This is a genomic window from Kordia periserrulae (assembly GCF_003054265.1).
GTDB classification, from domain to species: Bacteria; Bacteroidota; Bacteroidia; order Flavobacteriales; family Flavobacteriaceae; genus Kordia; species Kordia periserrulae.
This window is the reverse complement of record NZ_QBKT01000001.1, coordinates 725,896-748,981: the sequence shown is the minus strand read 5'-3', so window position 1 is coordinate 748,981 and position 23,086 is coordinate 725,896. Positions and strand designations below refer to the sequence as shown.

Annotated in this window: 15 protein-coding genes; all 15 read right to left on the bottom strand. The window is 37.6% G+C overall.

Translation table 11 applies throughout. The features are described from left to right. Window positions 1-94 precede the first annotated feature (94 nt). Window positions 95-940, bottom strand: coding sequence for a hypothetical protein (locus C8N46_RS03255; RefSeq protein WP_108113405.1), 846 nt, complete (start codon window positions 938-940; stop codon window positions 95-97). Then, window positions 937-3,450 carry a coiled-coil domain-containing protein gene (locus C8N46_RS03250; protein ID WP_108113404.1) on the bottom strand — a complete coding sequence of 838 codons (2,514 nt, stop codon included), beginning with the start codon at window positions 3,448-3,450 and terminating at the stop codon, window positions 937-939. Before C8N46_RS03250 ends, C8N46_RS03255 begins: the two co-directional genes overlap by 4 nt. Before the next feature lie 135 nt (window positions 3,451-3,585). Then, complete coding sequence (locus C8N46_RS03245; RefSeq protein ID WP_108113403.1) at window positions 3,586-7,788, bottom strand: contractile injection system tape measure protein; 4,203 nt, start codon at window positions 7,786-7,788, stop codon at window positions 3,586-3,588. After that, entirely contained in the window at window positions 7,781-10,648 is a 2,868-nt protein-coding gene (locus tag C8N46_RS03240) for a hypothetical protein (RefSeq protein WP_108113402.1), read from the bottom strand. Before C8N46_RS03240 ends, C8N46_RS03245 begins: the two co-directional genes overlap by 8 nt. Then, complete coding sequence (locus C8N46_RS03235; protein WP_108113401.1) at window positions 10,648-15,354, bottom strand: hypothetical protein; 4,707 nt, start codon at window positions 15,352-15,354, stop codon at window positions 10,648-10,650. The genes C8N46_RS03240 and C8N46_RS03235 overlap by 1 nt, the downstream gene beginning before the upstream one ends. 7 nt (window positions 15,355-15,361) lie before the next feature. Beyond that, window positions 15,362-15,790: a GPW/gp25 family protein gene (locus C8N46_RS03230; protein WP_108113599.1), complete on the bottom strand. Its 429-nt coding sequence runs from the start codon at window positions 15,788-15,790 to the stop codon at window positions 15,362-15,364. Continuing rightward, window positions 15,783-16,085, bottom strand: a complete 303-nt coding sequence (locus tag C8N46_RS03225) for a PAAR domain-containing protein (RefSeq protein WP_108113400.1) — start codon at window positions 16,083-16,085, stop codon at window positions 15,783-15,785. Before C8N46_RS03225 ends, C8N46_RS03230 begins: the two co-directional genes overlap by 8 nt. Before the next feature lie 291 nt (window positions 16,086-16,376). Next, window positions 16,377-18,176: a type VI secretion system tip protein VgrG gene (vgrG, locus tag C8N46_RS03220; RefSeq protein ID WP_108113399.1), complete on the bottom strand. Its 1,800-nt coding sequence runs from the start codon at window positions 18,174-18,176 to the stop codon at window positions 16,377-16,379. Next, entirely contained in the window at window positions 18,173-18,838 is a 666-nt protein-coding gene (locus C8N46_RS03215; protein ID WP_245896707.1) for a CIS tube protein, read from the bottom strand. Before C8N46_RS03215 ends, vgrG begins: the two co-directional genes overlap by 4 nt. A gap of 24 nt (window positions 18,839-18,862) precedes the next feature. Further along, the gene (locus C8N46_RS20315) at window positions 18,863-19,033 is read right to left on the bottom strand and encodes a DUF5908 family protein (protein ID WP_158269069.1); all 171 of its coding nucleotides are present in this window, start codon (window positions 19,031-19,033) and stop codon (window positions 18,863-18,865) included. Between the two features lie 2 nt (window positions 19,034-19,035). Then, a complete protein-coding gene (locus C8N46_RS03210; protein ID WP_108113397.1) occupies window positions 19,036-19,482 on the bottom strand; it encodes a phage tail protein in 447 nt (148 codons plus the stop codon). Further along, on the bottom strand, window positions 19,475-19,936 hold the full coding sequence (locus tag C8N46_RS03205; RefSeq protein WP_108113396.1) for a phage tail protein: 462 nt from the start codon (window positions 19,934-19,936) through the stop codon (window positions 19,475-19,477). The genes C8N46_RS03210 and C8N46_RS03205 overlap by 8 nt, the downstream gene beginning before the upstream one ends. A 70-nt stretch (window positions 19,937-20,006) precedes the next feature. Continuing rightward, a complete protein-coding gene (locus C8N46_RS03200) occupies window positions 20,007-21,587 on the bottom strand; it encodes a phage tail sheath family protein (protein WP_108113395.1) in 1,581 nt (526 codons plus the stop codon). 51 nt (window positions 21,588-21,638) lie between these two features. After that, window positions 21,639-22,457: a hypothetical protein gene (locus C8N46_RS03195; protein WP_108113394.1), complete on the bottom strand. Its 819-nt coding sequence runs from the start codon at window positions 22,455-22,457 to the stop codon at window positions 21,639-21,641. Beyond that, entirely contained in the window at window positions 22,454-23,032 is a 579-nt protein-coding gene (locus C8N46_RS03190; protein ID WP_108113393.1) for a DUF4255 domain-containing protein, read from the bottom strand. The genes C8N46_RS03195 and C8N46_RS03190 overlap by 4 nt, the downstream gene beginning before the upstream one ends. Between the last annotated feature and the right edge of the window lie 54 nt (window positions 23,033-23,086).

Sequence of the window (23,086 nt, the reverse complement as noted above, 5' to 3'; positions counted from 1 at the left end):
TATTCTCAAAGTAATCTCGACTGCGCTCGATTTGACATGTTACGTCGAAAACAAGTTATAAGAAACATGATGAGTGTTTCAAAAACATAGATACCTACGAAGCCAATGCTGCGGCGTTTGCTGCCGCAAGAGCCGATTGTAATGAGCTGAGATTTGTTTGTGCCTTGCTCAATTCTCGTTTGGTATTGTTTAACTGTTTGATGGTGTCATTACTAGCTGCCAATGCTTGATTGTACATGTTTTCGTTGATGTCATACGCTTTGTGCAATAATCCTTGAATACTTGTAGCTGGCGATAGCGTGGCATCGCTTTCAATATTGTCCACAGTTTCTTCACCAATCACAAATTCATAGAGCTTTACAGCTTGTAACATTTCCAAAGCTACAGCAGCTTCCGATTCTTTGGTAGTTGCCTGCGCTGCAAAAACCGATTGTAGTGCCACTAACGTAAGTGCTACGGCATTGTTGGCATCGGCACTTGCGGTAGTAACCATCGTTACCAATTCGTCAGAAATTAACGGATTTGTTGCTTTTTTGCGAACCACCAAGTTTCCAAGTTTATTGATGATTTCAGCTGAGAAAATTAACTTATCAATCAAATTGCTCACTTCTTTCGAAACGGTTTTAATTTTCGATTCTGCCAACACTGTTTCGTTAAACGTTACCTCAGAGTTGTTTTTTAAGGCAAGCAAGTTTTCCACTACTTCGTCTGCCAAATCTTTATTGCTAAGTGCGTTGGCTTTGTTGGTTTCGGCAGTTGCCAAATCGGCTTGTAGTTTGTTAGACTTTGTCGTTAAAGAAGAAACAATGGCTTCTAATTGCTCTACTGAACTTTCGGCATTGAGCACTTTTTGTGACAATTCGTCAAGTTCTTGCTTTTTACGTTCTGTAACGCCGTATTTTTTTTGTCTTACGGGTGTTAATGATAATATGCTACTCATGATTGTTGGTTTTGATAGTTATTAAGATTTGCTGAGTTTCCTGCTAGATATATGAAATCAGCGGTTTTTTGAAAATCGGATAACGCATTGGTAAACTGAGCGTTTTCTTCTACAGATGCATTGTTGGAAATTGACAACACGGCTGGAATGTACATTTTTGTGTTGATCAATCGGTTTCCAAAATTATCAGTAGTTTCTGGTTCAATGATCATTTCTTGTCTGCTACATGCATAACCGTTTAAAATGTTTACATAGCCTTCTGCAATAATGATGAGTTCTTCAAATAATTGTAGCAAACTTGCTTCTGATTTGATGTCTTTCACCAATTTGATGATATCGTTAATCAACGTTACAAATTCCTTTTTAGCCGCATTTAAAGAGTCGGTCATGTTTTCGACATCTTTTAAAATAGCCTCTGCATCATTTTTGAGTGTATCGAGTCCTTTTTTAGAAGCAATATCCTTGATGAGTGTTTTGCAATCTTTCACAAATTGATTTGCATTGTTTTTTAAAACCTGAATGTCAACTTTTAAGGCTTCGGTATCATCGATAATGGTTAAAATTTGTCTTGTTATTTCGTTTAAATGTGAACCTTTTGCTTGCGATGTAGTAGTATAACTACCCGCAGGAACTTGTTCGGCAGTTAATAAATCAAAGTAAAAACCTGGCTTTACATGTTTTTTACTGCTTTCTAAGTCTTCAATTTCAGTTTGTCTGCCAGTTTCATACTGTGTCAATTTATTTTGAAGCTCTTCGAGTTTGGTCGTTAGTTTTTCTTTTTCTAAAAGTAAAGCTGCAATCGAATTTTCTAGCTGCTTTTCTTGTTTCTCAAGCGCCGCTTTCTCTTTTGCGTCAGTTGACTTTTTCTTAGCTTTTGATTGCGTACTTTTCAGTTCATCATTGGCTTCTTTAAGTTGCGCATCAATTCCTGTAATTTCTGCTTCTGTCGAAGTAATCTCAGTACTTGTACTTGCAATTTTTGGATCGTAAAAATCTGCAATTCTTTCCAAACCTTCTGCTTCCGATTCGATAGCATTTAAACCTTCTACCGTCAATAAATCTTTGATAAAGCTTTTGTTGTGTGGTAAAAACATACATCTGTACGAAACTGTATAGTCTTTATCTTCCCAAACCGTAAAACTTACCACTTGTTTTTGTGTTTCATCAGCTTGCGCAGCGGTGTTATTTTTAGTTTTGCTAGGCAAACCATTTGGAGTGACAATAATATCCGTAGATTTTGGAGCGCTTAATTGATTTTGCAGTGTGAATTTTGCAGAAGCAGCCGATAAATAATTATCAAACGTATTGATGATTTTCTTATAGTTTGTTCGCAATTCTGCATACACAAAAATAACATAATCATTCCCAAGTATCATTGCATCTCCATCCGTGTCTTCTAATTCAGAAGTAAAGATTTTTTTCGTAATAACGCCTAAATCAGAAACATTGTCTTTAACGGTCACAAACTCTGACTGATGAATTTTGATATATTGGCTGGAATTTTCTTTTCCTACCAACGCATCTGCTTCTGAAATAGAGAAGGTGTCTTTTTTGCTGGTTTTAGCAAGCATGATGTAGTAATTCTCCACAGGATTGTACACCTGAATTGTCTTGCCATCTTGAGAAGTTTGCGGCTTCGGTGGAACGACATTTCTAAACGGTGTTTTAAAATGTGAAAATTGTACTGTGTAGTGTGTTTCATCGCCCACAGGCACGTCTGCTTCAGATTCGTCAGCAGTACTTACGCCCATAATAGACACAACGCCCAATCCAAGATTCAATTCTTTGTTAGTTAAATCGTACGCGGTTTGCGTTGCATGGTACACTGCATTGATATCTTCTAAGGTACCTTCCGCTTTTTTCTCCTCTGTGTTGGAAGTCGCTAATTTTTGACTTTCTGTAGCTAATTCCGTTGTAGTCGCATCTAATTGAGCAGAAGTGACACTTAATAAACTTTTTACGGAAGTATCTGCTGTAGTTGCTTCTTCTGCCAAGGTATTTGCAGATATTTTTGCCACTAGCGCAGACGCTTCCATACCACTTTGTGAAGTGCGTTCTGCTAAATACGCAGTTTGATCCATGTACTGCTTTGCTTTTTCCGCCTGACGGTAAATTTCAGTACCAAAATCGGCAGCATTTACAATACTGAAAATACTTCCTGTATCGCTTGCTAGTTTTACAATAGCATTGGTAGCAATTTGCACATTCGCCGCAGCTACCGAAGCATTGGTTACCGATTTGGCAACATACGTTTTTACATTATTGGCGGAGGTCAATACGTTGGTAGACATATCACTGTCGCTTACTGCCTGATTGTTGACTTGCTGTTGGAATTTATACTTCGAAGTAGTCATTTGTAATTTTTCCGCTGCAGTAATACGCGCACCTTGCGCATAATACATAGAAAACGTGGCTGAGTCTTTTTGCGACTTCAATTTTTGCAGTTCTAATTCTTGTGCGTTCAATGACGAAACGACACTCGAATGTAGATTTTCATTGTAAGAATTCATAAATTTTATTTTTAGATTGTTAATTAATTTTTGTAACCATTTTTCAGGTTATACGCTTCAGTTCTGTATGACGACAGCCTTAACTACTGTCTATTTTGATGGTGGTTGTATGAATGTTCATGGTTGTATAATTTTTTAGAATGGCCACGTGACATGCAGTGGTTTTTCCATCCATGGTAATTTGATGATTGAAAATGAAAACGGTGATTTTATCATTAAAACGTCGTACGGTCTTTTTTCTACCAAAAGTTCCCAACGATCTTCGGTTTCTCGCAAAATGCCATCGCGAACCAACCAATTTCCTCGAAATCCATCTACGGAAGTTTGCCCAATTTCTGGCCAATAATTGATAGCCGCTTGTATCAAACTATTGATGAGTTCTTTTTGACTTTCCGTCATTTCCACACTGTCTTTTACAGGTGTTTCAGGCGAAATTCCCACCAATATTTTATTGAGTGCTAGGAGCGATTCTTCCGTTTGTGTGTGTCCTGTAACGATGTACTGCAAGTAATGAATAGCATCAAGTTGTACTTCTTCCGAAATAAAAGCGTTGTCTTTGACAATTTGCAAACGCTCAAGTAACATCAAAAAGTAGCTGTTTAAGAGTACCAAACCAGCATTGCGAATGCTCACGCCTTCTTCGGGAAAGTTATTTTCTTTTTGTTCCATAAGCACGTTGTTTTTAGTGTTTGTTGTATGGTCTTTTTGAGAGATATGTTGTGTGGCTTTTTCGATAGAAAGCAGGCTTTTATAGGTGACTAACAGTGTTGTTGGTAACATGCTTTTTATTGAATCTACAGCGTTGAAAAAGTCTTTTTTGTGCACAGATTTCTTCCCGCAAATTTCCCATAACAATTCGTTCCAAATTTGGGCGTTCGCAATCAAAGACCAGTTAGAATTTTGCCAAGCAACCACCACTTTTCTAAGGATGATTTCTTGTATGTTTTTGGTTGAAATCCCACGTATATTCACAAAAGCGAAGACTTCATACAAGGTTAACACATTTGTCAAATCCTTTTGCGGAGCTGTGTACAATTTCTGTAATGTGGAAATAAATACTTCAACATCTATGGTTTGAACAAAGCGTGTTGATTGAACTTCCGAAAGAGGTACACTGCGGATGGTTTTTAAGATGACAAATGGTTGTTGTGTCATCAATTCGTTGACAAGTTGCGCATAATTGTACGCTTCCGCATGCACAAACCACGCAGGAATTTCATGTTGAGTGATGAGATGCTTGCTCAACGATTCAATTTTTCCAGTTTTTTGATAGGTTTTGAGTGCCTTTGAAAGTGAAATTTGTGGTTTTTGCTGATAAATCAATTCAAAAATTTGATGACGTTCCACTAGCACAATTCTGAGCAATTCAGGAATTGCGATGTGATTATTTTGTATGTGTTTTACAATAGTGATTTGATCTAAAGTAGCGATGCTAGAAAGTGCTTCAAAAGTACTGTCTACTAGTATTTTGATGGTTTCTTTCGCCGCTTGTTTTTGTTGTAATAACGTAATGGTTTGTTTCCAAAAAGTAGTTTGTAATGTATTGATAATTTGCGCATTTCCAAGTTGCTTCGCAAGATGAAATAAGGTATAAATGGCTTTAAAAGCGTCTCTGTCTTTTCCAGAAACATCGTTTGCAAAACATGCTACAAAAAGTTCAAAAGAAACATGCTCCTTTAAAAATGCACGCTGTTTTTTGGTGATGTTTATTTCTCGCAGTATCGCACGCATTTGCGCAGGCGAGGTTTCCAAACCAAGTTTGTAAATGGTAGTAAAATCATAGGTTTTTTGCGCGATTTCAAATTGTGGCGTTGCTGTTTCCAAATTGATACGAATTGCTTCAAACAATTTCGCTACCGAGATTTGATACGGCATTTGTAAGCTTCGATTTTCATGAATATTTTCATTGAAAAAAGCTGTTTTTGTAGCATGTTTTTCCAATTCAGGAAATGTTTGAAATACTGTTTTTTTATAGAAAGCACTAAATTTTTGAACATCACCGCGATAGTTTTCATAACGCGCCAACACTTGCCAAAAAAGTTCGTGTAACAGTGCTTTAATTCTTGTTTCACTAAATGTAGTTTTTGTAGCGAGAATCTTCTTTGAAAACTTCGCAATCAAACGTGTTTTGAGGTGTGAATCACTTGTTAAAAGATAGGAAATTAACGTGTTTTCGTTCTCTTTGAATTCGTGTGTAGTCGTCTGTTTTTGACGGACCAATGTTGAAAGTTTCTTTGCAACTTTTATTTGCTGATTCGATTGACTTGTGTAGTTCAGAATCGCTTCTAAAGGTGTTTGTATTTTCTGTACACCGTACTGCTTTTGAATGGAAACAAACTCACGATTTGACCATGAAAGTGTTCTGATTTTTGGAGTTTTTATCAATAAATTCAATGCTTCGAGGATTTCTTTTTGGGAAACACTTCGAAGATTTTTTTGCGCTAATTGTTGCAAAAGTTTTGTGAAAAATTCGGCTTCACTTGCTTTTGGAAATTCCCAAACGACTTGAAAACTCTGTGAAAACAATTCGTTTTTAATCGTTCTGAATGCGCTTGCTTGTTTTGGATGTTTGGAAATTAAAAACTCCAAAACTTGCTGAATTTTTACAACCAACGCATAGATGTTTGGCGAACTTGCTTTTACAAATCGTGCTGTTCCAAAAGATGCTACCAGCGCCGAAATATGCTTGGTCAATGTTGATGTTTTTTCCAGTTGCTGTGCTGCATTCCAAAATTTTTCAGGCGAAGCTGTCATCCATTTTTGAAGTGTTTTTTCAACGGATTGGAATGCTGCTGTTGCGTAATTTCTGCGTTGTAACTCGGTTGCGTAACGAAATAGTACCTGTTGCAAAACGGATTCAGAAGTGTACTTTTTGGTATTGCTAATTTCTTTTTGATAGAGTGAATGTAATTCTTGAAACAAAGGAAGAAAACTCACTCTTTTCTGTTCTTGCGAGCTATTTCCACTTATGAAATGCTCCAATAAAACAAGTTTCTTTTGTTGTTTTTGTCGGACTAATTTTTCAATGACAAAATCGAGGAATGCTGTTTTACCAACAGATGCATGTTGATGCGTGATGCAAAAGTCAATTCCGAGCGTATACAAATCGAGTGTGTCAATGTGAACTTTTGTTGTTTGTGGAAGTTTGGACAAAAACGAAATTTGCTGCAATACATTTTTCGATTCCGAAGGCGACAGCGCTAAAAATAGATTTTCAACCGCCGCAGGAATTAAGTCTTTTACAATGTTTTTCCAAATCGTCTGTTTTTGCTCTATTTTCAAGATGATGTTTTGAAAACGTTTCGCATCAAGTTTTGACAAATTAATGACCAATTCGTTAAACTCATTTTTCGCAACATGCGTAGTTCTCGCGGAAGCGTTATAAAAATACGTTTCCACTTTCGACCAATAATTTTCTTCTTGTTTTTTAGTTTTGATACGAGAAAAAGAAGTGTTTTTGACTTCCTCAGATAATAATTTTAAAATTGCGATAAAGCCTTTGTCTACTTGTGAATATTCATTGGTGCGTTCAATGGCATTTTCAATCAGTTCAATCATCGCATCATACGAAATATTGAAATGACTCGCCATTTGCGTCACCGTACTTCGCACAAACGCGATGCGATTAAAAATGGTGCCTCTTTCAGTGAATAAGTAGTTCAGAATCCATAGCCAAATATTCTTTTTGAGATCATTGGTGCTAGTTTGCACAATAGTTTCCTTTTCCTGAACTTTTACAAATTCATCCGAAAAATCAATGATTTGTTGATGATTGTTAGGCTCTAATCCAACGATAATTTTTTTCAAAAGTGCATCCGGAAATTGCCAAGCAATGCGTTTGCGAACGTTGCTCGCCGTACCAATTTCTTGAATCATCTGGATTACATCCAAGCGATTGTGATGTAATTGCGAATCCATAATTTGAACCGCAGTTCCGTAACTTTCTTGATAATTCCATGGTAACATTCCTTGCAAAAGAAAATCGCGCAACACACTAATTTGAGCCACATCTTCGTGAATTATTTCCAAGGTTTTGTCGCCATTTTTCGGATATAAAATCAGGTCGTACAATGCATTTCGCAAGGCTTCTTCCAAACGTAATGGCAATTCGCTCAACAGATTTTCATAGGTAATTGCGCCCAAATCCACCGCAAGTTTCCGTATTTTGAGTGTTTGCCCTTTTGGACAAATACTGTCAAAAACGCTATCCATCACGCGCTTCATTTTATAAGCGCTCCACGAACTGATATCTGTCTGCAATTGATGCGCCAACTGTTTGGAATCGAAAGCAGTATTCCATTGGCAACGCGTGACGATATGTGCTTCTTGACTATGCATGTGTGGCTGTTATGTTTTGTGATAGTTGTGAAAGCGTTAAGATGATTTCGGAAGCACTAGTTGCTGCCGTTGTGATATCATAACTTTGAGTGGACGTATTGTAAATATTCGCATTAAACCAACGTACATACTGAGGAATGAACGTTTTTAAATCGTCCGCAGTTGCATAGAAGGAACCTGCTGAAATATGCAGAGGCAATTGTGTTTCCGTAAAGTAGGAGAGACGATGTTGCCAATCTGTCGTTACAATTTCTGGAAGGTAGTTTGGAAATACCCAAAGCAAGGTGTTTTCAAATAACGGATTTGTGACAAATATCTCTTCGGTATCGTTAGATGCTACACTGGCTGTCCACGCGTATTTTGTGGTGTCAATAGTTATAAAACTGGTATTTTCAACTTGCGTATTCTGTGTTTCTGTAAGTGTATAGGTTGGATTGATACTTGTTAAATAGCTAGAAATGTCTTGTGTTCCGATAGCATCTAGCGAAGTCGCGAGTTCAGTGTATTCTTCGTAATTTAATATCGTATTTAAGCGATAATAAACTATGTTTTCTGAACTATCTTTAAAGTACACTTGATAATTTGCCGATTGTAATAGCACAGCGGTTTCCAATGCAATCATGCCTTTTCGCTGCGATAATAGCCACAAGGTCATTTCAACCTCTTCCAAAATTTTTGAAAGTTCAGTTTGGTCAATTTCGCTTACATCTTGATGAAATGCCTCTTGAATAAAGTTGATGCAAAACGGCTGCAGCGTTAACAACATGCTTAATTTTAGGGAAATAGTGGTATAATTTAATGTGTCTTGCTGCGATATTTTTTCTTCTTTCGTGATACGATTTATATTAAAAATACCTTCGTTTTTATAACTTTTTGCAGCAATATCGTAGCTAATTTGTAGCGTATGTGCTTTGGCAATCGCCGTTGCTCTTTGCGCTTGCGTTTCTTCTAGCGTAGTTGTCAATTGCGTTTGGATTTCTTGAGCGAACTCTGTTGCCGTTGTACTTTTGAGTTGTTTGATGAATTGCGGCGTAATGGTCAATACAAAATCGTTCAACAATTGCGCGCCGATAACGTTGTACGCCTTGGTGCGATTGTACGATAGTAGTTCCAAGTTTTGCAGATAGATGCTTTTAATAATGACACGATCTTTCAAATAATCACCTGAATATACCGTACCGTAAATCAACGTATCAATGATTGCAGGCGATTCTCCATGACGTGCTAATAAATGGTCTAACAAGTCGTTTCTGCGTTGTAAATTGACATCGTCGTTTTCATTAAAAAGCAACAAACCATACATGTACGAGTTGTACGGATTATCTTGATATGCCAACCAACTTCTATGCGCCAACATCACATCCGATTCAGAAGTTGGACCAAAATCGAAAATGTCATTATCTCGCAACAGCGGAGACACATTCGGTACACTTTTATACAACGATTGGTAAAAATACGTTGGTGAAAATACTTCAAACGGCGCAGGATACGTTGGATGTGCTTTTTCTTCTGGTGTTCTGATGTTGTTATACTGTTCCAAATCTGCAGTAGCGCCCGTAATTGCGTTTTTAAAGGAAAATAATTTATCAATATTTGCCAATTGCGCAAACTGATTGCTCAACACTTGGTCAAACAAACTTAAATAGCCTTTTAGCTGTCGCGATTGTGCTATTTGATAGGCAGGCGTGGAATCGTTGGTAGCATTTAAACCTACAGCAAATGCTTCTGGAAAGGTGTTTTGAATAGAATAATAACTCGCAATATCTCTATATTTTCCCGTTGGAACTTTAGGCGCCATTTGTACCGCAGCCACTTCATTGACTTGCGAGTTTTCCTGTTGCATCATTGCTAATTCGTCTATTAAAGACAAGTTTACGGCGGAGTTTAAACTTTTTCCTTGTGTACTGATTTCAAAATTTGAAATCGTTGCTGGTGTAGTTGCTTGTAAAAAACTAAATATTAAAATTTCGTCAGTGTTACAGTGGGCAGTTTGTACTGCTGCACCATCAAGCCAAAGCGAAACGCCCGAAATGGATTGTACGCCTTGCACTTCCTGAATCAATTTGGTGATTTCAAAAGGCTGAATGCTGTCTTTTTTAGGTTGAATACTTTCAGAAGTAATCCAGCCATTATCTAAAGTAGGACCGTTAAAAATATCGTTGGTCGCAACGCCTTCTTCTTTCAGTTTGTCATAACCAGTTTGTGTCACCTCTGGAAAAATATACGCGTTGATGTTTTGAATAATTTGCGATAACACCGTATCAAAATCTGCATCAGATTCGAGCACCAATTTTCCTTTGATGGTGTATTGTTTTGGTTTGAACACACTAGGTTTCAAAAACAATTCGCCCACATTTCTACAACTATTCAACAAGTAGAATGTTTCGTTTTCTTTTTCGGTATTGAATTCGGTAATGTCTGTGAGCGTATCCGTTTCATTCGAATCTAATAACAGATACACTTTATACAAACGACTTACAAAAGGAGTTGCACAAGTAACCGTTGTAATAATTACATTTTTAACACTAGGAACTTGGTCAATGATGAATTTGGTGTAATCATCAATGGTAATCGGTGTTATTGTTAAGATATTTTGCGGAAGGAAAAACTGGTCGTTAACAATTAAGTTACCGTTTTTATCGGTCAAAATATCTTTGATAGAAAAGTTCGCACAATAGCCCAATTCGGTAAACGCATAGCACAATTGCTCCAAAATGGTCACGCCAGGATCGCTCGGATTCAAGTTGGTCCATTCCTGACTGCTATGCTTTTGAATGTACGCAAGACCAGCGGCCTTTAGCGCTTTAAAATCGAGCTCTAAAGGAAGTTGTGTATCTTTTATGTAGTTTTCTTGCGTCATTATTGGTATGTGATTGTGCTATTTTTTGTGGTGTTATTTAATGAGGGAACCAATACAATTCCGTCAGTTGCAGCGACTTCTTGCATGGCGTCTCCATAGGTAATTTCTCCTGTTGAAAAATCTTTGGTACCAATTTGAAACGAAATATCGTTCACGTCTAACACAGTTGCATAACTGTTGATGAATGTTGCCAATTGCGCCGTATTCAATCCTTGATCAATGATGATTTGCGATTGCGCGCTGGTTATCCAAGGCGCTAAAAACAAATTGATTCCGTTGTTGACATCTTTTGCAACCGTCGTCACATCTTCTTCAGGCTGTACTTGAATCGTCGCTGTAATTTTCACATACTTCAACTCAAAATTTGAAACAGAAACCGTTACAAAAGGCGATGTTCTATCAGTAATATATTCCTGAATTTTCAATTCTTTGCATTCGCTTAACAATGGTTCAAACGCATTCGTATCCGTGACATCTGCTACTCGTTTTACAACATAGGTATATGCTTGTTTCTCACTTTTGTTATACACCGTTTTTGAATAATATACAGACGGAAATTCGAGTCGAATCGCATTAAAAAAATCTTCAAAAGTGACCAATCGATCTTTCGTTTTGAGTCGTGTACTTACACGCGAATTCATCTGCATATTGGTTTCTGCCGCTTTTCCATCAAAGGAAGCAAAAGGCTGCATCGTTGCTGCAATTGCAGGAATGGCAGTTTGTGGACTCGTAATCGTATTGGCTGCAATTTGAGGTGTTTTTGTAGAGAAATCTTTTTCAGCAAGAATGCGTTGTAATGTAAATCCGTTGGTGTTTAAAAAAGAAGTTTCAGGGAAACTGTCCAAATTGTCATTCGTGGCAATTGAAATCCAGTAGTTTGTTCCAGAAAATGTGTCGTGGTTTGTCGTAATATCGCTAGGAATAGCTATCGTGATGATTCCTGAGCAGGTAAAATTATTGGTGCCATCTTCAATCGATGTCAATAGTTTCCAGCCATCTGTACTGAGATACGAATAGGATACTGTGTTTGGAGTTAGTTTTTGTTCCGTGTATGCGCGTGCCAGTTCAACATAAAAACTCACTTTTGCAGGAGCAATCACATCTTGCAATTCTAAAAATAGCGCTCCTTTGTACGCGATTGTCGGTAAAAAAGGCAAGGTTTTTAATGGAATGATTTTGCCTGAAGCATCACGTTTTGGAGAAACCCCAATCGTTGTATTTTCTGCAAGGATATTTTCATCCAAATTCGTATCAAACACCTTAAAATTCGCAAAAGGCGTATTGTAAAAACATTGCAGCGGATAGTCTTGTGTTGCTTTTGAAAAATCGTAACTCACCTGTGCGGTATAACTTCCTGTAAAGGCACTTACCGTTGGTACAAAAGGGATATTTGGTGGTGCAACGAGCGTTTGTTTGTCATCAGAATCTTTTATTTTTTCAGCGATAATTTGAGCATTGTACAATGCAATTGCTGCGACTACTTTTGGGTATAAATCTGTGCCAAAACCGTAGTTTGGAACAAATAATTTCATTTTTATAAAACCAGTCGCGGTAGTTTCTGTTAATTGCAATGGTACTTTTTGTAACGTTGCGTCTACTGCTGTTGGATTAGTATTCAGTTCTAAAAACTGTAATTCTTTCGTCGGAGCTAATTTGGAATCTGTCACAGAAAAAAGTGGCACAGAAGTTATTTCTTTTGTAACAGCTTCTCCTTCTTGGTTTTTCTTTGTAATGGCAGTTTCGATAGTCGTCCAAACGCCATTTTTTAGTTGTTGAAAATTGATAAAAAATGAGTTGTTTGAAAACTGAAAAGTATCTATTTCTAATAGTGGAGTGTTTTTATGTTTTTTGAAAAGTGACGTGAATTTTTGAAACAATGATTTCTTTTGGGAATTCATCGAAGAAAGCAAGGAATTTTCTTTTTCTAAAAGACGTTCGTCTACTGAATTTTTCGTGCTGTTAATTTTATTGGTAATACTTTGTGCTGTTGCATCTACTGTGGCAGCGTCAATTTTCTTAGCAGTAGTAATCGTATTTTTCAGCGTGTTCAATTCACTTGTAATTGAACGTTCCATGTTCGTGTTGTCTGTAATAATTTCAGTCACTAGCGTATGAAAAGTACTCGATGATTTGTTGAGCGTTTTTGTTTGTGCGCTTACTTCAGATGTAATTTCAGTAATATTTGTAGTAATTAAATTTGTAGCATCGGAAACGCTAACTCCTGCTTTTTTTAAACTAGTAAAAAGTGTATTTTCTTTGTTTATAATGGTTGTGATAAAGTTATCTTGCGGGGTTTCGATAGCCTTTAATTTTTTGAGTAACGCTTCAACATCTAGCGGTTCTCCTGAATATTTATCTTTTAAATAATCGTTGTATTCTTTGTAATAATCCGCAAAATTGAAATTAGGCGCAAACGGATTCCATGTCAGTTGTATGTTGACATTTTGTAAGGGTTTGCTAAAAATTTCTGCATTTCCAATCATAAAACTTTCGTTCACTTTTGGCGCGCCGCCGAGCAACTGAAATGGTTTTTTCGGGTTTAGCTGTCCAAAATCGTTATACAATTGGAAATTTTGTAATTCTTCTGAATGTACGGTAATGTCTAAGGTTGAAATTTCTAGAGATGCGTAGGTCGAATCATAATTTGGAAATACAATTTTCAGCAATGGCCATTCACAGGAATAACCGTCAGGATTTTTAGTAAATGCTTCTATGATAGGATCGGTAGGTTGCAATGTAATCTGAATTTGATTTGCCACAATAACATCACTAGTATTGGTAGGAACAGGAACTTTAAACCAGTCTTTTTTAGTGCTGAGATACAACGTAAAATCAGGTTGTGAAAAATTTATTTCTTCACAATTTGAAAATGTAAAACTCAACGTAATAGTTCGTTTTTTTGCTTCTGTCATATAAAACATTGGCGAGCCAAAGGTCATTGCCAACTCTTGTGGAGTTCCTTGTGGCGTTAGGGAAGAACCAAACGTTTTCCACGAAGCAATCGCGCCAGCTTCGTTTTTCGCAACCACATTGACAGGCGCTAATTTTTCCAAATAAAGCTGTGTATTATCTGCAATTGTTGGTTGTGAAAGCACATACGAATTCACAATTTTTGCAGGATTTAACGAAGTTTTATTTGTAGTTTCAAATAAAATCGGTTGTTTATTGGCGTCCGTTCCCGCAAGGAAAATCGTGTTTTCGTTTAATTGATACGTCGCTGTTTTTTTTGCCAAATTGCTACATGCAAAAACCGAATCAGGTGATACACTATTGGGTGTTTGTTTTAAAATGTCGTGGTAGTAAAAATGTAAATGCTTTTCAGCTAACGAATTGAATTGCTTCTGGTAAATTTTCATCAAATTGGTAAACGTTCGCAATAAAATCGTATCTGGAAAATGTCCTGGCACTTCTTGTAAGGTTTTCAATTCTGTTCCCGCATAGGAGATACATTTGCTGTAAAAGGTAAACAGCGATTTTCCAGTTCCTTTCAAGCCATTAAAAATATCAAGACGCACTTGTTTGGTGCTAATAGTTTGAATGATTTCTTTGAGAAGTTTATAAATTTCTTTTACAGTATCAGCAATCGTATTTGCGATAATTTCCACAAGTTCTACAACAATTTCAAAAAACCATTTTCCAAATTTTAAGACAAATGCGGCAACTTTTGTGACCAATGCTTCTATCTTTTGTATAACGGTTTGAATGTTTTCGAACGATACGCTGTCTGTTTCATTCTTTAAAGAATTTTGTACGGTTTGAAGATTGGAAACAAGCGTTGAAATTGTGTCCGTTTCTTGACTAGAAGCTTTGAAATTTTGCAACTTTTCTTTGAGCGAATGGATTATTTTTTGAATGATATTATCCAAAAATGCGAAGACTTCATCAACTAGCTTCACAACTTTTTCAAAAATCGTAGTTGCTTTTTCAAACATAATTTTCAACGTGCTTACAAGTGCTGTAAATACTTTTTTGATAAGCGAAAAAACAGCTTCTGTAATTTTTGAAAAAGGCTCTTTTAATACAGTCCAAAGCTCTTTTACGAGGATGATAACATCCTTAAAGAAATAATACACAACATCATGTTCAGGCGAAAATTGTAAGTTCAACAATTTCCAATACGGTTCTTTTCCTTTGCTGTCTTTCCAAATTTTTTGGTCGTAATCTTTATAAAGATACGTGTCAACAGGTGCCATATTTGGAATTATCTTGTTGAGATTCAAATCGGTTTGCAATGCCAAAACTGCCCAAAGCAAGGCACTTTGTTTTTCTTTTACTTGCTGAATGACATAGGTTTTTAAATTGTATGTCATGTCCGATTGCTGCATATAATACGTCCAGCGCTCAATCGTGCGAAACACATAGGTAAGCTGATTGAACAATTGATTGAATCCGTTGGAAATAAACGACGTATTCACATCGGTTTGCAAGGCTTTTTCCAATTGCAAACACGTATTGATAAACAATGAATAGGCTTTTTGAAACGTTGTTTTGGCAATAGAAGCCACTAAAAAAACAGGATCTTTCAGTAAAAATGGTGACCAAGTTCCGTTGATTTTATTGTTTTGATCGTAAAAATTAAATAATGAGGCAAAGTCAACCAGTAAGCGTAGATTGTCCATTTCGGTTCTGCTATCAACCAAACGCGAATTTGGCACCAAAGCGTTCTCTAGTGACAGTAATGCGGTATGTTGATTAAATGGACTCATTTGTTCGTTATCGTTGTAAATTGGTACCTTCTTTTATGTAAAAAGGATATACATAGTTATGTCTTGTATTGGTTTGATTGTATATATAATCGATGGTTACTTCTACCAAACCACTTTGTAAATCGGCAAAAACAACCTCAACAGCCATGACTTTGATTCTCGGCTCATTATTCAGGAGCGAAGTTTTAATGGCTTCTCTAATTTCTCCTTGCAATGTGGGACGCATTTCTTTAAAGAAAAACGTCTGTAACCCTGAACCGAATTGTGGCGAAAATGGTCGTTCCCCAAAAGTCGTTTGCATTATCAAATTGATCATTTCATTGATATTGGTTTCGTATTTCGTGAGTTGCAATTGGCGATTTTCCGCAGAAAATGTTACGGGAAATGACCATCCTGAACCGAGAAACTCTTTTTGTATGTTGCTTGTTCTATCCACCAATCATTACTGTAAAATCTCCCAAAACAATTGATCCGCCGTGTGCGGTAGTGTCGCCTACGCGTGCAGCGGGCATTCCGCCAATGAGCACCGTTGCTGAACCTTTGACAATAGAATCTGGTGGTCCAACACAGGTAAGCATATCACCTACGCGTGCGGCAGGCAATTTGCCGATTAAAACAGTGGGTTCTCCAGGACCAATAATGGGTCCGCCTACGTGCGGAATTGGCGCCGGAACCGCGGGTGTTTGCATCGGACATTCGTGAAAATCGGTTAATCGTGCTGCTGGTGGCATGGTTTTGTTGTTTTTTGTTATTCGTTTTTTGTTCTTTGTTCTTTGTTCTTTGTTAGCTGTTAGCTGTTAGCTGTTAGCTGTTAGTATTAAGTATTGAGATGTTTTGATTTTGTGTTTTTAGTTTCCAAGTACTTCTCGATACATTTCAGGCAAAGCCTAAAACACTCGAAGTGACGTTAGGTTTTCAAAAGGTTTTAACGGTACTTTCTAATCCCTAATCCCTAATCCCTAATCCCTAAAACCTAACACCTAACACCTAAAACCCAACACCCAACACCCAACATCCATCACCTAATTAATCATCACCATCGCGCCTTTAATGGTCGTTTGTGTACCGCCTTGAAGCGACGCTGTCATGCTTCCTTCTGCGGAATATTCCATATCGGCTGATTGTTTAATGTTCATTCCTTTGATTTGCACATCGCCGCCAGAAGATTCAATGGTAACGCCCGTATTTCCTTTTAGGGTTAAATTCTGCGTTGCTTCTATCGTAATGTCTTTTGGACTTTTGATAGTGATGCCACTTTCAGACATGACAATACTGTTGTCATTTTGATCTTGGATGGTGATTTGCTTGTCTTCATCGCTAAAAATTGCCGTGTTTTTGCTTGGTGTTTGTAGCGTAAGAATCTTATTTTCATCATCAAACTGAATGTTGATTCCCGATTTAGACACAAAAGCCTTAATAGTATTGTTTTCATTCGGGTCTAAACCTTCAAACGGTTTGTTGTTGCTACTGCTGTACATGCTTCCCAAAATAATCGGAAAACGAGGATCTTCATTCAAAAAGCCTACCACGACTTCATCGCCCACTTCTGGCATAAAAAACGTTCCTGCGCCTGAAGTGGAGTAGAAGTTGGTCAATCGCGCCCATAAACCTTCTCCATTCGGATCAAATAATGGAATATCAACCAATACTCGGTATTGACTGTCTGGATCTTCATACATTTTCTTTACCGTTGCGTTGAACAAGCCTTGTACGCCAGGCAATAAACCTGATGCTGGTGGCGACATGACATCGGGTTCTTCAGTAAACCATACAGGCGACAATCCAATGCCTACTTCCGTAATCCAGTTTCCATGCCCAATCAAGTGATGCACATTGGAAATGATGTGATCGCCGTTAAAACGGTCACCCAAACCTGCGAGTGTGATGTATTTTCCTGGATCAACCAAGTCACTTCCCTGAAATTTTACATCGCCTCTAATTTTGGAATAGGCACTTTTTACCAATGCTGCTTTGGACCAATTGGTCAAATCGCTGCTTTCCAAAGGTGTGGTGGTTTGCAAATCATATTCTGATAAACCCACAACTTCCGAGAGTTTTTTGGACGATAAGTTTCCAGGTCCTGCATAACTTACCGTTGCTTCTCCCGAAGCAGTTTGTTGTTGCGTATAATCCCAAGAAGTGGCTTTTGCTGAACCCAATTGCGTCACCGAATCCAATGATGCGTTAAATTCCAACAGATTGTTTCCATAAGCAATTTCTAACACAGAACTCGTGTCATTATCAGGCGGAAATACAGAAACTTTTCCATTTAGCGTGGTTACAATCATGCCATTGGTTTCTGCTCGTGAAAGCACAAAATCCCAATCGGTTGTATAGTATTGTACTTGTTCGTCCCATTGCGTGCTTGTTGCGGTAACGTCTGCTGATAATCCGCTGTAATTCCCAATAATAGTGCTAATGATGTCGCTGTCTTTTTGTTTGGAATAGGTAACACTTTTACGTCCCACAATCATTTTTACCGCTTCATCACGACATTCTACAACCAACACTGAACCTTCTGCGCCATGAATACGAATGCTTTGTTTGGTAATGATGCCTTTAAAAATGGTTTTGTTGCTGGAATCGTATCCTGCTTCAATGGTAATCGTATTGCCAGGAACAAACGTGCTTGACGAACTTGCCTCAAACGTTTCTTTGCCAGGATTTCCATCAATGACGACGACTCTTGCTGTGGAGATTCGGTTGACGCCTTTTTCGACTTCAACAGATTGTATGTCCATCGCGTCGGGAATAACACTTCCGTTGGTTTTAATGTCAAATGTGACTACTCCGCCACTATCTATGTTTGTGGATGCACTCATGAATTTTCTGTGGGTTTAATGATGGGTGGAAATAGTAATTGTTGTCCACCTTTTAATTGTCTGAATTTGTTTAAATCGTTGTATTGCGCTACTTGAACGTAATAGTAAGGTGTGTTCCAAACTTTGTTTGATAATTGCGGCAAGCTATCGCCTTGTACAACTTCTACCAAATGTGAAATGTCGGGAGAGCTTTCATTGTCTTCTTTTTTTCGCTTGTCAGCCGAAATGTATTTTCCGAAGCTTAATGAAATTTTTGCTCTCAGCGGGCTTCCATCGGGTTTGAATAGTGTGTACGTGGTATCAAATGATTTTAATACGCTGTAAAATACCAAATCGCTTCCCCATTGAATTTTTACGAAATTAGGTCTATGAATGTCACCGTTGTACGTGTACACAATGTCTTCAAGTGCTTGAATTTCCTTGTTGAGATCGGTTCGTTTGTTGTCTACAATACCTGTACAATCAATTACAATGTCAAAACTGAGATTGTCGCTTGGTGTATGTTTGTATTTTTGTGACGTTGAACTTGTATCAATAGGTTGTTGTTCATTGTATTCAATACTACGACTCCATTTGATAGACTCTGGATTGATCATGAGATTATACGGATCGCCTGAGACCGCTTGTGTGAAGTCTTCATCTTTGTACCCTGTTATTTTCATGTATTCCAATGCCATAATCGTAATTTATCTATTATACTTTTCTCGCTTTTTTGCTTCAGAAATCATGCGTCGGCAACTTTCCAACACTTCATTTTTTAATTGTGAAGTGTCGTATGCGTTGCGTTTGGTGTGTACGTTTTCGTGAACAGTTTTTATTTCTGTTTTGATTACTAATTCTCTGATTTCTATCGGCATAATTATGAGTTTGATTGTATATTGAAATAGGTATACGCCAATTCAATGGTTTCTATGAGTATTTCACTTTCTTGCGATTTTAAATCGGATACGGCATAGCTTACAGGATAAGCATTGTAAAACGTCCATTTCATCAACACTTTTCCTTCATTATCTAGCAAGTCTACCGACACATCTTGGGTTTGTATGGCGGAAGCCAATCCATTGTCAAGTGTATCAGCACACCACGCTATGAGATTTGATCCTGTGGGAACAATGGCTCTTTTGAGTACTAGATTTTTGCTTGAACTTGTAGTAGGTAGTCGGTATTTGAAACGGTTTTCACCGCCACCCGCAACTTCTTCTACGCCAAGTTCTTTGCTGATTCCAGAGACTTCTTTAAAAGCGGCATCTCCACCTTCAAACGAAAGTGAAAAGTAAAATCCAACAGGATAATTGCTACTAGCCATTCGATATAATTAGTTGTTCATGTGCAATTTCTAGCGTATCAATCGCAACTTCATTTCCATCAGATTTTAAATCGGTACTCGTAATTTTTGTTGGCCACGCATTGTTGAGTGTCCATTGCATGGTTACTTTTCCGTTTTCATCTAACAGTTTTATAATGACTGTTCTACGTTTGATGGTATTCATAGAAATTTCAGCATGCCAATCCCAAAATGTATTGTCGTTGACAAATACACCGCGTTTCATGGTTACATTTCCATACTTTACAATGCCTGGCATTTTTTCAGTAGAGAATAATGTACTGTTACTTTTACGGTATTCTATGATTTGATTTTCTACGTCCATTCCAGATACTTCCTGAAATGCAACTCCTTTTAGTTCGGTTCCTAAGTCTACTTCAAATCGAAACTTAGGCATGGGCCATGTTGCGCCTTCTTTACTTCCATCATCTGCCATAATAGTATGTTTTTAATGAGTTATTTTTTTATTTAATGAATTGATTTTGTGTACTTCTATAGCGTACAAATTAACTAGAAGTTGCTTGTTGCTGTTGGAATGTCAGTACAATGAATTCTGCTGGACGAACTACGGCAACTTTTACCGTTACGTTCATAAATCCGTTAAGAATATCGTCAGACGTCATGGTGGTTCCCAATCCGCATTCTACTGAGAAGGCAGCAGCAGCGGTAGCTCCTTGCAATCCTCCTTCTTTCCAAACACTTGTTAAGAAGCTTCCAATCATGGTTTTTACAGCTTCCCACGTATTTTTGTCATTTGGTGCGAATACATACGCTTGCGCAGCCAGTTTACACGATTGCTCTAAAAAGTTCATCGTTCTTCTTACTGAAAGGTAGCGCCAATCTTGACTGTTTCCATCCAAAGTTCGTGCGCCCCAAATTAAAATTCCCAATCCATTGAAAAAACGAATCGCATTGATTGATTTTCCAGAAACTGCATCAACGTTTAAGTTGGCTTGCTGCGATTCTGATAATTTTATTGGTAAGGAAGCCGCGCCAACCATAGAGGTGTTTGCAGGTGCTTGCCATGGACCAACCTCGTTATCAGTTGTGGTAATCACACCTGCCATTCCACCGCTTGGCGGTAACATATTGGCATCATTCAATACATGATTGATGATAGAACTATACGTTTTACTCGCGGTAATTAATGAGTTGTTGTACTGGCTTACTGTTAACGGCGTTCCTGACGGATTTTCAATGTTTCCGATAATCGTATCTACTGTCTGATTTGGGTTATCTGCTGGACTTAACAAAGGTTGTAATTGTTTTACATCGCCACCAAAAAGATTGGTATAATCAATATCCGAAGTTTGCATAATGGTGGTTCCCACAAACGGATAATACGCAGTTCCGTAGTTGAGTCCGTTAGCGCCTGTATTGTCGCGGAAGTTTGTGATATCGTCCATCCACATTACTGGATCAGGATTTCTTCCCCCAATCACATCAAAAATAGCTACGGCAGTTTGCATTTCTTCAGCTTGTAACAACATAGATTGCATAAGCGTTCCGTTGTTTTCTACCGAAAGTAACGTAGCTTCAGGACAAATATACATGGTTGGCTCTTGCTCGTTTTTTAGCAATGCCAATCCGTTGGTTAAGTCGTTCAACTGTACATTCGGGTTCACAATTTGGTCGCCTGGCGTCATGGCTTTTCCAGAAGCGGCACCATAACTTCCTACAGAAACAATATACGCATCACCGCCACCATTTTCATAGAATAAGCGAATGCTGTTGTATAAGTAATAAATTGTGTTTGGATCAGGAACGATAGAGTAGTAGGTTCCATCAATTAATAGATAGTCACCTTTTTCAGGCTGACTTTTTTCAGCGACCAAGTAATACTGCGGACTGTATTGTTTTGCAGGATCGGCTGGTGCTGGTGGATCGGGTATCATAAAAATCGCCTTAAAGTCTGTAAAGGACGAAATTTTAGTCGGTACGTTGGTGTATGATTTCCCTTCGTACATGGCTTGTGGTGTATATCCGATAAATGCGGGAACTGCCGTTGCTACAGGAACAACTGAATTTCCAAAACCATTTATTTCATTGATATAAACCCCTGGAGATTTAATGGTTGATAGATTCATAAAATAGAGTTATTAGTTTGTAATAATTTTTATAGATATCAAATAAGGCATCTAAATGTACACGTACATTAGTGATGCTATTGTATGGTCGTTTTGTATGCTTATATTTTGTGGATTGGGTATGGGCAATCCTTTAATGATGATTTCTTTTCGTTCGCCGGCAATGGTTTTTCGAGTGTTGATTAGATTAAATTGATAGGTGACTTCATTTTTCAAAGGTATTTGGCTGGTATTTGAGGTAAAGCGCAATGCTTTTTGATTGTTTTGTAAGGTAACTTCCGTAGCATCAGAAAATTGGATATTTTCGTCAGTACTTTGTATTTCTAATTGATTGTATTCTTGATTGGAATTGTTGATGATGTAATAATTCCATTGCGTTTTTCGCGCTTGCAATTGAATTCCGAATTGAACGTGGTCGTTTGTTTGTTGCAAACGAATGATATCATCAAAGTAAATGGTAACTTTGAGTGCGTTTGCTGCGGTGTTTGATGGCACAAAAGTTTCTTGAAGCTGTATGGTTGTGCTTGAAGCTTCCGCAATAGTTTGATTGCTTTCGTACGTAAGCACACCAACGTTGTTTATAGGAATGTTGGTGAAATTGTAAAAATTTTGGTCGTTTGCGACACCCTCAAACTCAAAAGCAGTATGTCCTGCAACGTTGGTAATGTATGTTAAAAATGTTTCTATGGATTGATTCGCTGTAGTGTATATTTCGAAACCATCGTGTTCATTACGCAGCACAATTCCGTATTTGGAAAGTATCTTTTCAGTAGTTGCACTTGCTTTGTATGACATACATTCGCAAATATTGGACGCATAATACGAATGCGATACAGCTACTTTGAACAACGATGTATACACTACATTCATGGCTTTTCTTCTGTTTGCGTGTTGATTTGTATAACAGCTTGGTCAAATCCTGTAACTTCATCAGAAACAATGGTTACTAAGCGAAGTTTGTAAATGACCGAAGGCTGGTATTTTGCACCCAATGCTTGCCAAAGGTTTTGCATTTGCATATAATTTTCTCCTTTTTGAAATTCGTAATCGAGGCGTTTCAATTCGGACGGAATTTCGGCGTTCTTTGTTGCGTCAACCGTTTGATTGATTTGAAAAAACTGAATCGCCGCGTCCAAAAACTTTAATGCTTCTATATAATTGTCAAAATTGGGTGTAATGAGCGTAAACAAATTATACCGATGACTCAGTGGCACGCGCGCATAGTTGCCATTGCCCAATGGTTGGTTGTTGTTGTAAAATTGTTTGGTGTTTTCTTGTTCAACGTGAATCAATGAAATAATGATTTTGTTTTGATTCTCTTTCGGAACCGTACCTGTTTGATCAATAATCGGATTCATAATCACTACATCGTCGTCAATGCCAAATTTCTTTTTGACAAATTGGTTGAGTGCTTTTCCTGTAAATTGAAGTGCTTTTTCAATCATAATAAATACAAATTGGTATTAGCTCGCTTGTAGCATGCTAAAATTAGTAATACA

Excerpts from the sequence above, each read along its gene's own strand:
- C8N46_RS03255 (WP_108113405.1), bottom strand. The coding sequence starts at position 940 with ATGAGTAGCATATTATCATTAACACCCGTAAGACAAAAAAAATACGGC.
- C8N46_RS03250 (WP_108113404.1), bottom strand. The coding sequence starts at position 3,450 with ATGAATTCTTACAATGAAAATCTACATTCGAGTGTCGTTTCGTCATTG.
- C8N46_RS03245 (WP_108113403.1), bottom strand. The coding sequence starts at position 7,788 with ATGCATAGTCAAGAAGCACATATCGTCACGCGTTGCCAATGGAATACT.
- C8N46_RS03240 (WP_108113402.1), bottom strand. The coding sequence starts at position 10,648 with ATGACGCAAGAAAACTACATAAAAGATACACAACTTCCTTTAGAGCTC.
- C8N46_RS03235 (WP_108113401.1), bottom strand. The coding sequence starts at position 15,354 with ATGAGTCCATTTAATCAACATACCGCATTACTGTCACTAGAGAACGCT.
- C8N46_RS03225 (WP_108113400.1), bottom strand. The coding sequence starts at position 16,085 with ATGCCACCAGCAGCACGATTAACCGATTTTCACGAATGTCCGATGCAA.
- vgrG (WP_108113399.1), bottom strand. The coding sequence starts at position 18,176 with ATGAGTGCATCCACAAACATAGATAGTGGCGGAGTAGTCACATTTGAC.
- C8N46_RS03215 (WP_245896707.1), bottom strand. The coding sequence starts at position 18,838 with ATGAAAATAACAGGGTACAAAGATGAAGACTTCACACAAGCGGTCTCA.
- C8N46_RS20315 (WP_158269069.1), bottom strand. The coding sequence starts at position 19,033 with ATGCCGATAGAAATCAGAGAATTAGTAATCAAAACAGAAATAAAAACT.
- C8N46_RS03210 (WP_108113397.1), bottom strand. The coding sequence starts at position 19,482 with ATGGCTAGTAGCAATTATCCTGTTGGATTTTACTTTTCACTTTCGTTT.
- C8N46_RS03205 (WP_108113396.1), bottom strand. The coding sequence starts at position 19,936 with ATGGCAGATGATGGAAGTAAAGAAGGCGCAACATGGCCCATGCCTAAG.
- C8N46_RS03200 (WP_108113395.1), bottom strand. The coding sequence starts at position 21,587 with ATGAATCTATCAACCATTAAATCTCCAGGGGTTTATATCAATGAAATA.
- C8N46_RS03195 (WP_108113394.1), bottom strand. The coding sequence starts at position 22,457 with ATGAATGTAGTGTATACATCGTTGTTCAAAGTAGCTGTATCGCATTCG.
- C8N46_RS03190 (WP_108113393.1), bottom strand. The coding sequence starts at position 23,032 with ATGATTGAAAAAGCACTTCAATTTACAGGAAAAGCACTCAACCAATTT.